Source organism: Scytonema sp. PCC 10023, assembly GCF_963920835.1.
GTDB lineage: Bacteria > Cyanobacteriota > Cyanobacteriia > Cyanobacteriales > Nostocaceae > Kalymmatonema.
The window spans coordinates 17,460-31,755 of sequence record NZ_CAWUDP010000041.1 but is presented as its reverse complement, the minus strand read 5'-3'; the positions used below and the strand labels follow the sequence as shown (position 1 = coordinate 31,755).

Sequence of the window (14,296 nt, the reverse complement as noted above, 5' to 3'; positions counted from 1 at the left end):
CTTAAAGCAGAGACTTTGATAGATATGCCTTTCTCATCTTCTACCGTGCAACCTCCTCCAGTGTAGAAGTTCTACGAGTGCTGCATGGAGCGAGAGATTTGGAGGCAATTTTGGATGAAGATGTAGACGAATGATTGTTGGATTCTCTTTTATAACGCTTTTCAAATAATTAGACCCTTTCCTTTTATGGGACGGGCAAGATGCCCGTCCGATTGCTCCTCACACATACAAGCCAGCCTATAGGGGATAAGCCCTTGGATTTTCGGTCATCGTATCTCTCTAAAGCGATGGTGCTGGGAGTGGCTGCGCCGGGGCTGACAACGGATCTATCCCTCCTTGTCCCACTTCAAACTGACGCATCATGTCGTGGTCTTCGTGAACCATGTTGTGGCAATGGTACATATACTTGCCAATTTGAGGTCTAAACCTCCCAATGATCCGTACAGTCTCGTTTTCACCAACGTAGAAGACATCCTTCAAGCCACGCTCATAGCCAAAAGGCGGCTGACCATTCCGGTCAAGGATTTGAGCATCGATAAGGTGAAGGTGAACAGGATGAAACCACAAACCTGAGTTGTTGTGCAGTCTCCAAATCTCCACTTCTTCCAGTTGTGGATTAGCATCAATTGCGTTTCGGTCCCATCCGTTGCCATTGATCACCCATAACGGATTACCACCTTGCTCAAAGGTGAAGTCGCGGGTTCGCACAGCTGAAGATTCTGGGATGAATTGAATATTGCGTAGTGTGCTGGGAATAGAGCTGTTATCGCTCTGTTGACGCACCACATCAAAGCGCATGATCTTATTTGTGTTGCCGGTATTATCGTTATTAGGGGGTCCGAGATTTTGCAGGACTACCTGAGTCCCTATGGAATACCTAGAAAAATCGATAATCAAGTCATAGCGCTCTGCCATTCCAATACGCATATCTCTAGTACTTACTGGTGCAGACATCAACCCAGCATCAGTACCAATCACAATTAAGTCATCACCCGTACTGAGAGCGAGTTTGTAAGAGCGGGAAACAGATGTGTTTAACACCCGGAAGCGGTACTTGCGGTTAGCTACCTCCATACGAGGCCAAGGCACACCGTTGACTGTTATCACATCGCCCATCAGACTGTGCTGAGCTTGGTCATCAAAAATGAGTGAACCATTAGACGCGAATATCTTATCTTGGATGATCAGAGGGATATCATAATCATCCTTGGGCAGTGGCAGATTCAGTTCATTGTCATCTTGGACAATATACATTCCAGCCAGCCCCATATACACATTGAAAGAAGTCTGACCGAGGGCGTGGTCGTGATACCACAAAGTAGCAGCGGTAGAGTTGGGATAGGTGTAATCCTTGTAGTACCCCTGAGGAATCAAATCCTCAGCGTAGCCATCGTACTGGGGTAACGATGCCATTCCATGTAGGTGAGCCGATGTTGGTACACCTACATTATTGATAAACCGCACAACCGATCGCCGATTTTGACGTTGTTTGATTGTCGGACCGGGAAATGTACCGTTATAGCCCCAAATCTCCGTTGTTCGTCCTGGTAATATCTCTACATTAGCCCTCTGCATCGTGATCTGGTAATAATCAGTTGTTGAATCGCTGCGTACAGGGCTCAACACTGGCGGTGTGCGGAACCCAAGTGTAAATGGCTCGACTCTCTCATCAGTTCTCTGAGCATATCCACGATTTTGAAGTGCTACGGGAAGCAAAACAGAACCCCCCGCAAGCGCTGCAATCTTCAGCGCTTCACGTCTGGTGATTTTCTTCATTGTGCAGTTCCCTGGTTAATAGTTTGTATAAATGTGACTGGCTTAAAGGCAGTCAGAATTTTTGTGTAGTGTCATTCTTTCATAAAAAATATAACAACACGCTAAAGTTTATTTAAGTAATAATACTAAAAATGAATAGGTTATAAAAAAATGACAAATGACTAATTTGAATTAAAATTACATTTTTATTATTTTTGTCTCTTTTGTGGCTGCGTCTCTTGTTTATTAAATATGTAGCGAAAAAAGTCAAACATAGCTAGAAAAGGTTTTGTGTAAAGCTTTCTAGGAATCGTAGTGTTAGCATAAATAATAAAAAAATGTAATTATTCTAAGTTAATTTTAATATGATCAAACATCAATTGTTAATTTCAGCAAATGAATTGTCTAATTCTAAGATTTGCTGATTTTACGTTTTATTGCCAAGCTGCTTTTCATAACAGATTGTGTAAAAATACTCACTTATTTTCTCCGATTCGTTTTCAGTAACGGTAACATCTGGACTGCGGATGCACCTACTGCCTGAGAAGGAATTAATTTTGGTGAAAAATGTCAAATTATTTTGTATGTAAATTTCACTTTTTTTGTACTTTTTAATACATTAAAACAATAGAAATCATCCCGTAACTCAGCCTTTAGGGTTAGATTTTGAAGTCATCTAATATATGAAATTGAGCGTAAAAAATAGTAAAAATACTGAATATAATTTTATTATCAGTAACCTCAATGCTGTCTTTTCCTCATGAAAGCACTCGAAGCCTACAGCCTCAAAAAAACATACCGCCAAAGCAAACAAATTGTGGAAGCAGTCAAAAACGTTTCCTTAACCATTCTCTCTGGTGAGGTTTTGGCGTTTCTTGGTCCTAATGGAGCAGGCAAGACGACGAGTATTAAAATGATGGCAGGACTGATTCAGCCGGATGCAGGTTGGATCAGAATTGCTGGAAGTGATCCCCATCGTAATCCAGCAGCATTGCAAAAGATGGGTGCAGTGCTGGAAGGAAATCGTAATGTCTACTGGCGACTCACACCAGAAGAAAATTTAGAATACTTCGGCGTGTTAAAAGGACTTTCTCGCCGAGAAGCCCGTAAATCAGGAATCGCACTTTTAGAAAGATTTGATTTGCTACACAAACGCCGTACACCAGTACAGCAACTTTCGCGGGGAATGCAGCAGAAATTAGCAATAGCAGTTGCCTTAGTTCATCAACCCTTGCTTTTATTATTAGATGAACCGACTTTAGGATTAGATGTAGAGGCGACTGAAGATGTGAAAGTGCTGGTGCGGGAAATTGCCGCTTCTGGTTGTGCTATCTTGTTGACAACTCACCAACTGGCGATCGCTGAAGAGCTTTCTGATAAAATAGCCATTATCCAAAAAGGTGAAATATTAGCAGAATCACCAACAAAAGAATTGATCAGACAGTTTTCTGGTACAGCTTACAAAATTGAAATGGAAGCTACATTAGATCAGGCAAGAATTGCAGAATTAATAGAAATTGGGGCTGATGTGGAAGATGAAAAAATTATCTATGTCACTCAATCAGAATTACTCTATCAAGTCTTTAATATCCTCAAACCTTTTCCTTTGAAATGTGTGGAAAAAGAGCAATCTGACTTGACAGAAATATTTTTGCAAATAGTTAGAGAAGGAACTGACCGTAAAAAGATATTAACGCGCTCAAACTAGAAGTGTGGGAAAATACAAACAAAAGTTACATCAGTGGACTTCAATAAAGTTTTTAAGAAATAGCAATGTTTGAATTATTTATAGCTGAATTACGTCGCAGTTGGCTTCAATTTCGTCGTTATCCAGCGGAGGCGATTGGGTTAATTGTCATCACCACTATCTTTTTTTATGGACTTTTTTTAAGCGCCCGTTACCTTGCTGGTCCTAGTTTACAGTTAGGCGATCGCCTCGACTCAATCATTATCGGCTATGTACTTTGGACTTTGGTGTTATTCATCGTTACGGACATTGCGGGTACCTTGCAATACGAGGCACAGACTGGCACTTTAGAACAACTTTTCCTTTCTCGATTTGGTGCCATCAAAGTCTTCTTGATGCGGACTTTGGCTAGCCTAACCTTGCAGATGGTTATTATGCTCACCATTCTATTTATCATTATGGGGCTGACCGGGAGCCGTCTGAACTTTCCCCCAACATTACTTTTTCCGTTCGTCACGGTATTAATGGGAGCTTATGGTATTGCTTTTACAATGGGTTCTTTAGCTTTATTACTAAAGCGTATCCAACAATTAATCGGAATTTTTAACTTTGCGCTCTTATTTTTACTAGCCACTCCCACTGAAACTTGGACACCACCACTAAACATTTTGGCACAATTACTGCCCATGACTTCTGGTGCAGCAATATTACGTGATTTGATGGCACGGGGTGAGAGTTTAAACTTCACGAAATTGGGTATAGCGTTCGTGAATGGGGTTGTCTATTTTGCTGTAGGATTACTGCTTTTTTATCTTGCTGAACGCGAGGCAAAGCGGCGAGGAATGCTGAGTGGATATTAATTAGGAAATAGCCGCAGGCTCTCGGCATGGTATCAAGATTTGGTAATATGATAAATTCCCTGCTCCGGACAGATGAGCGATTCGCTTGAGTTCGAGGAGCTGACAAGATAAACCAAGTGATTCTAAGTTAGGATCAAGGGAATATTTTGTTCAGTGGGATAGATTTGTGATGGCATCCGCATCGCGTGTTATTCATAGTGATCCCGACATACTGGGGGGAACACCTGTCTTTGTGGGCACTCGCGTACCGATGAAAACTTTGCTTGATTATCTTGAGGCGGGTGATTCGTTGGATGTATTTCTAGACCATTTTCCGAGTGTTAGCCGTCAGCAGGCGATCGCAGCCCTCGAATTGGCAAAGGAAATGCTGAGTGCCTATGCGAATCCTGCTTGATGAGTGTGTTCCACGACCTCTAAAACGTGAACTCATCGATTATGAGATATGGACAGTTGTGGAGATGGGATGGTCTGGCAAAAAGAATGGTGCACTGCTACAACTTATGGTTCAGGAGGGTTTCACAATTCTGCTAACTACAGATCAGAATTTGCGGTATCAGCAAAACTTGCAGCAAGCCGGAGTTGCAGTCGTTGTTCTCATGGCACCCAGCAATCGACTTCCTGATTTGCTGCCACTCATACCAGACGCCCGTAACGTGCTAAATATGATCGCACCGGGCGAAGTCATTGAAGTTGGAGGTTCTTGAGAGTTGCGTAGTCGCGGCACAACTCAATCGTTAGCTTGCCTGAGATTATCGTTTGAGGGAGTACTTTGGGGTTGTCTGGAAGGCGAATGATATTGATAAATTAGAAGATAAAATTATTTCTTCTTCATCCTTGTTGACTCTACTTTAACAAAGCCGCAGAATCTACATCCAAAAATAAGGTCGCTTGCTGCTGCGTACGGAGAATAGAAGCGGGACAATCTGTGGTAATTTCGCCCTCCAACATCTGTTTTACTATCTTCGCCTTGCGTTTTCCTAATGCAAGACAAATGATTTTTTTTGCCGAACAAATCATTGGCAAGGTGAGGGTAAAAGCATATTGCGGCACACTTTCCAAATTGGGAAAATACCCTGTGTTGACTTGTTGCTGGCGGTTTGTAGTATCCAGCTTCACCAGTTTCACTTTATAGGGGTCGTTAACATCCGCTACTGCTGGATCATTAAAAGCCAAGTGTCCGTTTTCTCCCACACCAAGACAGCACAGATCTATAGGTTGTGCTTGCAGGAGTTTGGTATAGCGATCGCACTCTACCAAAGGTTCAATCGCATCACCTTCTATATAGTGAAATTTTTTGGGGCTCACCTGCTTTTCCACACGTTCGCGCAAATAACGTCGGAAACTAGCGGAATGGTCAGCAGAAATGCCCAAATATTCATCTAGATGGAAACAGGTAATCCGTGACCAATCTACACCACCCAATGCTATCAAAGCATCAAGAAATTGAATTTGGGAGTTGCCTGTCGCCAGCAATAAAGCCGCAGCATCCTTTTGCTCAAGGGTGTGCTGTAAATGTTTTTGTGCAATTCCCGCTACATTCTGCGCCAGTTCAACTTCCGAATTATAAACCTGTACCTGCAAAGCATCGACGCGAAAAGAATTTTTGGCGGTTGACATTGGGATCTACAGAAAATTTTCTCACATTAAAGGAAACGAGTCGGGGCATGACCTGTCTGCCGTTACTCGTACTAGCTACGATACGTTGCGATTTGGAAGGTCAATTATAATTTTCTACTTTTAAGAATGGTTATCCAAAACTTTGACGTTTTGAACTTGGACGTAAACGGAAACCATACATTCCCGCCAATCCTAGAAACTCTAGATTCTTGGAGGCATTAAGATCAGCATGATCCGCATGACCACAATTTACGCACAAGAATCTATCACCTCTACGATTTCGTTTGTCCCATTTACCGCAAGCGTGACAGCGTTGCGAGGTTTTCCACGGGTGCAATGCGATTGAACCTCAATCCCCAACTCCGGGCTACGCCCCGCTTCGCTAACACAACGTCTGACCAACAAACTCGCGGTATAGGCATAAAGCCAATGAGACAGCCGCCGATTAAACACGCGGGAAAACGTTCCCCGTTTGCCGTGCTTAACTTTCTTCAAGTCTTCGATGACTAGCATCTTGATTTGAGAGAAATCAATTCGCTTAATCGCCTGAGCGATCATCGATTTCATTTCGACTCTGGTACGTTTCTGGCGTTTAGCAAAACCTTGAATCGTTTGATGCAATTCGGTTGCAACATTCTGTCCATCCGAAAACACCAATCCGTTTTTGTAATTGGAATCCATTCCCACAACCTTCCCTTCGGCTCTGGGTTGCGGACGTTCTTTCTCAACCAACAAGTCAACAAACAGTCTGTCGCCAAGCAATCCCAAACGAATTGTTCTGCTCCTAATCCAACCGGATGCAAGCTTTTCATTCATTGGCTTGGTCGCCTTAATGGGACAAACCATCTTCGGAGCGCCAGATCCAATAAATTTAATACACCAATCGAACCCTTCACCATTGAATGGTTCAATCGTGACGAAATGATAGAACAGTGTAACAACGTGGCGACGCAGTCTAGGTTTGCGCTTTTTGTCCTTCTTGCGCTGACTAGCAATGAACTCTTTCGCCTGTTTGCACAACGCTTGGGACAGGCGGGTTGTGATACCGAAGCGCTTAACAGCACGGTGAATTGTTGGCAAGTCAGCCAACTTTGCCGAAAAGTCTTGACTCCCAGATGCAGATCCACAAAGTATTGCATTACGTCATGGCACAGGCGCAAGAAACGCTTGAGTTCCTCGGACTTGCCTTGATTCAAGTCGTTAAGGAACACTCGATAAGCACGCGTCATCACGTTTTTCTTGCGCCTAGCTGCCATAAAGTAAAGCTCAGTTTATGCCATAATTGTACTGCACTTTCCAGTATAAAGCAATGGCTAAACTTACTGAAACAGTTACATTTCGCCTAACCGAAGATGAAAAACGCGACTGGATGCAATGGTGTGAATCGCAGCATCGCAGTCAGAACGAAGAATTTCGATTTTACTTAACCTTAATTCGTCGCAAATTAGCAAATATTGCCAAAGAAATGAGTGATTAATTACTATGCAGAAGGACAACAAAACAATGTAAAATATGTAATGAAACTTTACAAGAGTTTACACCGTAAAAAACCATGCTAGCTGCAATTCTGTTTGACCTAGATGGAACGATCGCCAACACTGACCCTATACACTACCAAGCTTGGCGGGAAATGCTGTTAGGCTACGGCATGGACATTGATGAAACATTTTACAAATCGCGAATTAGCGGGCGGACGAATCCACAAATCATAGAAGACTTACTGCCACAATTATCACCGGAAGAAGGTGCAAAGTTTGCAGACGAAAAAGAAGCGCTTTTCCGCCAACAAGCCAAAAATCTTCTGAAACCACTTGATGGATTTTCCGAACTACTAGCATGGACACATACGCACCAACTCAAATGTGCTTTAGTCACCAACGCTCCAAGATTAAATGTCCAATTCATGCTAGAAGTCTTGGGAATAAACGAAGCATTTGATACAGTTGTGATAGCAGAAGATGAGATAGCAGGTAAACCAGACCCTGCACCTTATCAAGTTGCTCTGAGTAGATTAGGCATCACGGCAGAACAAGCAATAGCACTAGAAGATTCTCCCTCTGGGATTCGTTCTGCTGTCGGTGCTGGTATACGTACTATTGGCGTTACAACCACTCAAGAGCCGAAAGTTCTCCAAGCAATTGGGGCATTTATGACAATTCCAGATTTTACTGATTTGCAGTTGTGGACGCTGCTGAACTCGTCAGTAGAGGAAGATGTGGCTTATTTGGGTTAAATCTACTCTGCCACTATTGCAAGTGCTACTGCACCAGTTGAAAACGATATCCTGTGGTGGAATTGCAAGACTGGCTTGAATCGCAAGGTACCACTTTGACTAGAAAAACTCCACCTTGGCGATCGCCCCGAAGGGGCGGGAGAAAAGCGCCATCGCCCTTTTCTCCCGCCTTAGAGACGCCACGGGCAAAGCTTTCCGTTAGGCGATCGCCTGTTTGCGAAAACTGAATCGTTCCCGTTGCTCCTAAAGCGGAAAAATTGGGATTAGACAATGCTTTTTGCAACTTCTCACGGGTGTTACCTTCTTTCAAGCCAGCGATAATTGCTTGGAGTGCATCATAAGCTGTAGCAGTTCGCGGACTCACCTCTGCACCCCAAAGTTGAACCGCTTTGGGGGCAAACAATTTGTTTCCAATAGCATCACGGTGCCAAGATACAGCCAGCACCATTCCTTTAACATCCGCTTGCCCATACTTTAACGTTCTTTCCGTGTACATTGCTTGAAAACCGAAAAGCGGTAGTCTGCCTTTATTTTCTCGCGCCACTTCAATAGCTAAATTGAGTTTATCTGGTCTAGGGATGAGTAGCAAACCTTCTGCTCCATCGCTGATGGCTCGACTGAGAAAAGTGCTGGGTTGAAACGTTGGCGCACCCAAATCGCAAACTGTACTGGTGACTTTACCTCCATATTTTCTAATCGAATCAGTGTATTGTTCTACAATTTCTTTACTGATTTTTTCCTGATTGACAGTGAATGTTGAATCACTACAAATAGCGATGTTGGTGAGGCGAGCTTTTTGAACAATATAGCTAGCAATAGCTTCACTGAAAACATTAGAACTAGGAGTAGCGTAAAAGACGTATTTTGTCGGGTTAGATGGCTTTTTTGGATTGACTAGTGAAACCATCACCAAACCACGTTTGTTATAAATTGATGGGTCACGGCTAAAACCAACAACTGCCACTATACTAGAGTCATTCACCAAGTCAGTATTTATCTGTTTAAGTATCTCATAGTTATCAATATTAACAATTTGAAGTTGCAACGGTAAGCCATTAATTCCTCCATTGCTATTCACCTCATCTTGAGCTTGAGCCACTCCGCGTAATATCTCTTCCGCCTCATTTAAGGAAATACCAAGCGGTACAATGACAGCAACTTTTAGAGATTTAGTGTTGCCAATTTTAGCGTTATTTAAATAAATTAATGTTTCCGGGTCATTACGTTTAGCTTGCAAGGATGATTGGAATTTAGTAACAGCAGTGACAAAATCTCCCGCTTCAAATGCTCTCCTTCCAGCTTCTTTCTCAAGAGGTCTTCCTTCTGTCACAAAAATTTTCTCACCCAAACTCATCCGATTTTTTAAAGGTGAATTGGTATAAGGTGGAACGAATGAAGCGCTCTGTTGTTTCAATTGCCCAGAATACTCTGTTTGGGGACGAATGACTGTACCTAATAACCATAAAATAACTGCTATCAGAAATCCAGACAGCCCCAAAGAAAAAAGGAGGCGGATATTTTCTGTGTTATTTTTCATATCAATTCACCCCAATTCTCAAAATTTTATCTATCATAAATTAGAAATATTTAGAGATAAATCTGTTCAAGAGTTGGGACAAATTGAAGAGAGTCACTGTCAGTAATCCAGCAAGGATAACTAGTAAGACTAAAACCAGAAATCCATTGATCCCAGCTTGAAAAATATTAATAATATAAAAATTATTGTAGATAAATACAATTAATAATGTCGTCATTCCGGCAACGAGAAACAAATAAGCCTTTTCAAAAATGGAGTGAGGCTGGGTAAAGATTAACCCTACTAAAATGAGCAACCATAAACCAGAGCTAATCCAAATAGTTCCGACAGAACTCAAAAGGGCGATCGCCAAAAATGAACTCCCTGATCCCGCCATAACTGCCCAAGGCAATAATTTCTCTATGGACTTTTGCGCCCCCTTAGGTGGTTGCGGTGGAATTTGTAGCGTTAGCTTTTCTGGTTGAACAGGCGAGAGGACTGTATACAGTGGCGTAGACTGTAAAGTAGGCAGTGGCGGTAACTCAACATTCAAGTCTTGTAAGACATCCTCCACTGACTGGTAACGCAGTTTATAGTTCTCTTGCAGCAACTTATCGATAATCCGCTCTAATTCCTGACTTATCGGTTCTCTTAAATACTGCCACCAAGTAGTAGTCCAGCTATAGCCCTGTTTCATCCATATTTCCCAAGGGCAAATACCTGTCAACATATGAAAGGCCGTTGCTCCCAAGCTGTAGAAGTCACTAGCAGGATAAGCTTCACCTGAATACATTTGCTCAAATGGCGCATAACCAAATGAACCAATGTTCGTTCCTGGTTTCGCGTGTACTGTTCCCGTCTTTTGCTTTGACACCCCAAAATCAATAAGCACTAACTTACCATCACTTTCACGGCGAAGGATATTTTCTGGCTTAATATCTCGATGAATGACCTGCTGCTGATGTACTGTAGCCAGTACAAATAACAAATCTTCCAAGAACTCTCGAATTTTTGCTTCATCAAACACACCGTGCTGTCCTAACTCCTGCAACAGATTCTGCCCTTCAATAAACTGCTGCACCAAATATAGGTAGTTATCTTCCTTAAAATAGGCATACAGGGTGGGAATTTGGGGATGTTCGCCTAAATGTTGGAGACGTTTTGCCTCTTGCTGAAATAACTCAGTCGCCTTTTGGCGTGACCAGCTACCTTGACCTTGTGGTACCAGTTGCTTGACCACGCATTTTTCCTCAAGCTTATCTGCATCTTCTGCAAGATAAGTGCGAGCAAATCCCCCGCCTCCCAACGGTTTGATAATGCGGTAATGACCCCTGAGTAACGAAATCAACTCTGCCCCGCAATTTCCACAAAAGTTTGTTCCTTTTGGATTTAGGGGATCAGAGCATTCAGGATTTAGGCAGCAAATCATAGTACTATTGCTGTCTTTTATGACTATCTTTTGTTAATAGTAATTAATATACATCGAGTCTTCTGAACTTTCCGGATTAAGAGTCTAATAATGTAACAAATCTCAAATCTATATTGATAGTCTACTTTATATTTTTTATTGTGAGCGATGCCTTATGGGCGGGGCGCAGCCAGTCCCCAGGGCTTACGGCACTGCCCATCTGCTCAATCGCCGTGAAAGGAGTTAAGAGTTATGAACTATAAATTATGAATGATAAGTTTTATCATCCATAATTGACCGAAGAAAGTACTCATACCAATTCTTTGTAAAAAAAGCACTTTATCTTCCCTCAGTCTAGAAGACCTCTGGATTTTAAGGATGCAGAGCATCCAACTTCTTGTTCCCAGGCTCAGCCTGGGAACGAGTTAAGAAAGTACTCATACCAATTCTTTGTAAAAAAAGCACTTTATCTTCCCTCAGTCTAGAAGACCTCTGGATTTTAAGGATGCAGAGCATCCAACTTCTTGTTCCCAGGCTCAGCCTGGGAACAAGTTAGGGAGGCTCCGCCTCATTTTTTAAGAGCATCTTCAGGTCGAATTGGTATTACAGAGAATTGGTATTAAAAGTTGCAAACAGGAGCCAGCACTTACTTAGGGAAACCCGCGCCCCGGTGGCTGGCGTTGGTTTTCCTAAGAGTGCAAACTGAACGCAAAGCGTCCCGTGAGGGATACGGGGCGTCCTTATCAAATAAGAGCGCATTTATTTATGGGGATGTATTCTGACAACGGAGTTCTGTGTTCTGTCTTCTGTGTTCTTCTTAAGCTCATAACTCATAACTCATCGCTTTTAAAAAGCTTCTGGTGGAGCAATATCAGATCCAACAGTGACATTAGCACTACTAGAGAGTCCCGGTTTAGAAATGGGTTTTGTATCCTGCGATGAATGAGTGAATGATGAAGAAGGTGGAGTTGCTGCATCTTTATCGATCAGTCTATCAGCATTTGCTTGTTGGGATGCCATGACTGACAATCCTCCTACTGAACCAGCGACAAGGGCTGCATAGCCTACGTACAAATGCACCGGATGCAGCGCTATTCCAAATCCAAAACGGCTTTTATGCTGATACGAAGTAGGCGGTATAATTGCTTTTACTGGTTCTGGCGCAGGTAAAGAAGCAACTAAATTTGTGCCATTTAATCCAAGAGCATTAGCCATGACACGAATAAAGCCACGAACATAAACATCTTCTGGCAATGATTCCCAATCACCGTTTTCCACTGCCTCCATGTGATGAAGTGGTACGTGAGTGTAAACATGAAGTTGCCCCAGAGAAAGACCTTGAGACTCACGAGTTTGCCGTAGTTGTTCACCGATTTTACGTAGATTTTCTACGCGCTGTTCGGCTGCCATTTGTTTGGCTAGTTCAGCTTGTTTCCGTTTTTTCCCAGGAGTGAACCACTTAATCGTTTTTTTCGTTTTGGGACGGTCTTCTTTGGCTTTTGCGGAATTATTTGCTGTATGACTTTCTACTTGAGATTCTGATGGTAAATCTGCTTTACTATCAATCTCGAACGTCGTTTTTTGGTTAATGGTAACATTTGTTAAGCACTGTGATAAACCATGTGATAAATCATCAGTGGAAGCTGTTTGTTCAGTAGGTGATGGTTCATTTGTGCTGTCTTGGTGTTGCTGATTTTCATTGCTGTTCTGATACTGTTGCACAAATTTGCGAAATGCCAAACCAATCGCTTCTCTACCTATTGATTTAAATAAAACGTTGGCTTGCTCAGATGAAGAACCGAGCAAGTTTTGCAACATCGTTATAGCACGGCGATAAGCTTTACTCTGATGCAGTTCAGCTTCTATTTCTCCTAAAAGCGTCCGCAATTCATCTTGAGAAATTTCAATAGTTGGATTTCCGAGAATTTTTAACAAATATACAGGTGTGGTAGCCATTGTAGGGAGCCTCTTGCGGCAATTAAGCAGAAGTTATACCTGTGTAATCTCTTCTACTGTTTGCTGAGTTTTCCGGATTGTTACGTAGTTATTTTTTCTGAATTCAAGAAAAATAATTTTTTTTTCTTGGCTCAGTTTTGGCATACCATACTAACCTCATCTTTAAGATTGTAGAGGTTATGCCAATTTTTTTACGAATACTTATTAAGAATATTCGTATGAAAAATTACTTCATTTATGAAAACATTTACTAACTATAATTGTTAACTCTTAAGTTCTGCTACTACCTAACGAAGTAGGTTCTAAGTAACAAGCAATAAGTCTGAGTAGAACGGTACACCAAGAATTTTTTGTGATTTTGACTCAGAACTTACAAATCAGAACTCAGTACTGGTGACAAAAGAGCGCACCGCTTCCAGATATACAGAAGCAGCGACTTCTGCTACATTGTTATGTGCTGCACCTGGAACGAGAAGCAATTTTTTTGGTTCAGGAGCAGCAGCATACAAGTCTTGGCTCATGAAAGCTGGTACTATGACATCAGCAGTACCGTGAATAAATAAAACTGGTATTTTTAAATTTGGCACCTTTGTAATCGAATCAAAACGTTGTCTTAAGATTGAATCGACTGGAAACATCCAAAAATTGTTCCTGTAAGCGACGACTTTCCGGATTGAGGTAAAAGAGCTTTCCACAATTAATCCAGCAGCATCTGGATGTTTGAGAGCCAAATCAATGGCTACCGCGCCTCCCAGGGAATGTCCGTAAATCAAAATTTGGCTGGGTGGAATCTGTCGCTGGTAAACTAAATAATCCCAAGCTGTCGCGGCATCTTGATAAACCTGCGATTCAGTAGGAAAGCCGCCCTCACTCCGACCATAGCCACGGTAATCAACGAGTAACACCGAAAACCCTAGTTGATGAAACCTGTGTGCGTGGGCGACATTTGCGCCAATGTTGATAGCATTGCCATGCAGGTACAGTACAACTTTGGCATTGAGCTGGTTTGCTTGTATCCACCAACCATGAATGCGTGCCACCTTGCCTGATTTAGCGTTCACAGGCAACCAAACATCTTCGTAAGCTAAATTAAAAAACTCTGGTGTCGTTTCAATAACCTTTGCGGGAAAAAAGATGAACCGAGATTGTTGGAAAAAAAGAAATATACATACAGCCAAATAGGCTATTGCTACAACGAGTCCTAACCAAATAAATAATGTGAACAGTAATTGCACTGGATATTGCAGTTTGTTTGTCCTCATGT

At 42.2% G+C, this 14,296-nt stretch carries 14 protein-coding genes; 6 read left to right on the top strand and 8 right to left on the bottom strand.

Annotated features, from left to right (window positions below; all coding sequences use genetic code 11):
• Positions 1–279 precede the first annotated feature (279 nt).
• The gene (locus ACM0OZ_RS23805) at positions 280–1,776 is read right to left on the bottom strand and encodes a multicopper oxidase family protein (protein WP_414585288.1); all 1,497 of its coding nucleotides are present in this window, start codon (positions 1,774–1,776) and stop codon (positions 280–282) included.
• A 739-nt stretch (positions 1,777–2,515) separates the two neighbouring features.
• On the opposite strand from ACM0OZ_RS23805, the gene ACM0OZ_RS23800 reads away from it, so the two are divergent.
• The 4 genes from ACM0OZ_RS23800 to ACM0OZ_RS23785 all read left to right on the top strand — a co-directional run bounded on the left by ACM0OZ_RS23800 (position 2,516) and on the right by ACM0OZ_RS23785 (position 5,006).
• On the top strand, positions 2,516–3,463 hold the full coding sequence (locus ACM0OZ_RS23800) for an ABC transporter ATP-binding protein (protein ID WP_414585287.1): 948 nt from the start codon (positions 2,516–2,518) through the stop codon (positions 3,461–3,463).
• A 65-nt stretch (positions 3,464–3,528) separates the two neighbouring features.
• The gene (locus tag ACM0OZ_RS23795) at positions 3,529–4,302 is read left to right on the top strand and encodes an ABC transporter permease (protein ID WP_414585286.1); all 774 of its coding nucleotides are present in this window, start codon (positions 3,529–3,531) and stop codon (positions 4,300–4,302) included.
• A gap of 169 nt (positions 4,303–4,471) precedes the next feature.
• Positions 4,472–4,696 (top strand): DUF433 domain-containing protein, encoded by a 225-nt coding sequence (locus ACM0OZ_RS23790; protein WP_414585285.1) that lies wholly within the window; start codon positions 4,472–4,474, stop codon positions 4,694–4,696.
• Positions 4,680–5,006 (top strand): DUF5615 family PIN-like protein, encoded by a 327-nt coding sequence (locus ACM0OZ_RS23785; RefSeq protein ID WP_414585328.1) that lies wholly within the window; start codon positions 4,680–4,682, stop codon positions 5,004–5,006. Before ACM0OZ_RS23790 ends, ACM0OZ_RS23785 begins: the two co-directional genes overlap by 17 nt.
• A gap of 139 nt (positions 5,007–5,145) precedes the next feature.
• Here the strand turns inward: ACM0OZ_RS23785 and ACM0OZ_RS23780 are convergent, their stop codons facing one another.
• The 3 genes from ACM0OZ_RS23780 to ACM0OZ_RS23770 form a co-directional block, all read right to left on the bottom strand.
• Entirely contained in the window at positions 5,146–5,919 is a 774-nt protein-coding gene (locus ACM0OZ_RS23780; protein WP_414585284.1) for a glucosamine-6-phosphate deaminase, read from the bottom strand.
• Positions 5,920–6,049: 130 nt separating this feature from the next.
• Positions 6,050–6,256 carry a zinc ribbon domain-containing protein gene (locus ACM0OZ_RS23775; RefSeq protein ID WP_414585283.1) on the bottom strand — a complete coding sequence of 69 codons (207 nt, stop codon included), beginning with the start codon at positions 6,254–6,256 and terminating at the stop codon, positions 6,050–6,052.
• Positions 6,169–7,008, bottom strand: coding sequence for a hypothetical protein (locus ACM0OZ_RS23770; RefSeq protein ID WP_414585282.1), 840 nt, complete (start codon positions 7,006–7,008; stop codon positions 6,169–6,171). The genes ACM0OZ_RS23775 and ACM0OZ_RS23770 overlap by 88 nt, the downstream gene beginning before the upstream one ends.
• Positions 7,009–7,228: 220 nt before the next feature.
• Here ACM0OZ_RS23770 and ACM0OZ_RS23765 point away from each other — a divergent pair, with 220 nt between their 5' ends.
• A complete protein-coding gene (locus ACM0OZ_RS23765; RefSeq protein ID WP_414585281.1) occupies positions 7,229–7,396 on the top strand; it encodes a hypothetical protein in 168 nt (55 codons plus the stop codon).
• Positions 7,397–7,471: 75 nt separating this feature from the next.
• Entirely contained in the window at positions 7,472–8,152 is a 681-nt protein-coding gene (locus ACM0OZ_RS23760; protein WP_414585280.1) for an HAD family hydrolase, read from the top strand.
• Between the two features lie 25 nt (positions 8,153–8,177).
• On the opposite strand, the gene ACM0OZ_RS23755 is transcribed toward ACM0OZ_RS23760, so the two are convergent.
• The 4 genes from ACM0OZ_RS23755 to ACM0OZ_RS23740 all read right to left on the bottom strand — a co-directional run bounded on the left by ACM0OZ_RS23755 (position 8,178) and on the right by ACM0OZ_RS23740 (position 14,294).
• On the bottom strand, positions 8,178–9,689 hold the full coding sequence (locus ACM0OZ_RS23755; protein ID WP_414585279.1) for an ABC transporter substrate-binding protein: 1,512 nt from the start codon (positions 9,687–9,689) through the stop codon (positions 8,178–8,180).
• A 40-nt stretch (positions 9,690–9,729) separates the two neighbouring features.
• Positions 9,730–11,097, bottom strand: coding sequence for a protein kinase domain-containing protein (locus ACM0OZ_RS23750; protein ID WP_414585278.1), 1,368 nt, complete (start codon positions 11,095–11,097; stop codon positions 9,730–9,732).
• A gap of 825 nt (positions 11,098–11,922) precedes the next feature.
• A complete protein-coding gene (locus tag ACM0OZ_RS23745) occupies positions 11,923–13,032 on the bottom strand; it encodes a helix-turn-helix domain-containing protein (protein WP_414585277.1) in 1,110 nt (369 codons plus the stop codon).
• A gap of 377 nt (positions 13,033–13,409) precedes the next feature.
• Complete coding sequence (locus ACM0OZ_RS23740) at positions 13,410–14,294, bottom strand: alpha/beta hydrolase (protein ID WP_414585276.1); 885 nt, start codon at positions 14,292–14,294, stop codon at positions 13,410–13,412.
• Between the last annotated feature and the right edge of the window lie 2 nt (positions 14,295–14,296).

Coding starts and splice junctions, on each gene's coding strand:
- ACM0OZ_RS23745 (WP_414585277.1), bottom strand. CDS start 13,032: ATGGCTACCACACCTGTATATTTGTTAAAAATTCTCGGAAATCCAACT.
- ACM0OZ_RS23785 (WP_414585328.1), top strand. CDS start 4,680: ATGCGAATCCTGCTTGATGAGTGTGTTCCACGACCTCTAAAACGTGAA.
- ACM0OZ_RS23760 (WP_414585280.1), top strand. CDS start 7,472: ATGCTAGCTGCAATTCTGTTTGACCTAGATGGAACGATCGCCAACACT.
- ACM0OZ_RS23805 (WP_414585288.1), bottom strand. CDS start 1,776: ATGAAGAAAATCACCAGACGTGAAGCGCTGAAGATTGCAGCGCTTGCG.
- ACM0OZ_RS23750 (WP_414585278.1), bottom strand. CDS start 11,097: ATGATTTGCTGCCTAAATCCTGAATGCTCTGATCCCCTAAATCCAAAA.
- ACM0OZ_RS23800 (WP_414585287.1), top strand. CDS start 2,516: ATGAAAGCACTCGAAGCCTACAGCCTCAAAAAAACATACCGCCAAAGC.
- ACM0OZ_RS23740 (WP_414585276.1), bottom strand. CDS start 14,294: ATGAGGACAAACAAACTGCAATATCCAGTGCAATTACTGTTCACATTA.
- ACM0OZ_RS23755 (WP_414585279.1), bottom strand. CDS start 9,689: ATGAAAAATAACACAGAAAATATCCGCCTCCTTTTTTCTTTGGGGCTG.
- ACM0OZ_RS23780 (WP_414585284.1), bottom strand. CDS start 5,919: ATGTCAACCGCCAAAAATTCTTTTCGCGTCGATGCTTTGCAGGTACAG.
- ACM0OZ_RS23795 (WP_414585286.1), top strand. CDS start 3,529: ATGTTTGAATTATTTATAGCTGAATTACGTCGCAGTTGGCTTCAATTT.
- ACM0OZ_RS23790 (WP_414585285.1), top strand. CDS start 4,472: ATGGCATCCGCATCGCGTGTTATTCATAGTGATCCCGACATACTGGGG.
- ACM0OZ_RS23765 (WP_414585281.1), top strand. CDS start 7,229: ATGGCTAAACTTACTGAAACAGTTACATTTCGCCTAACCGAAGATGAA.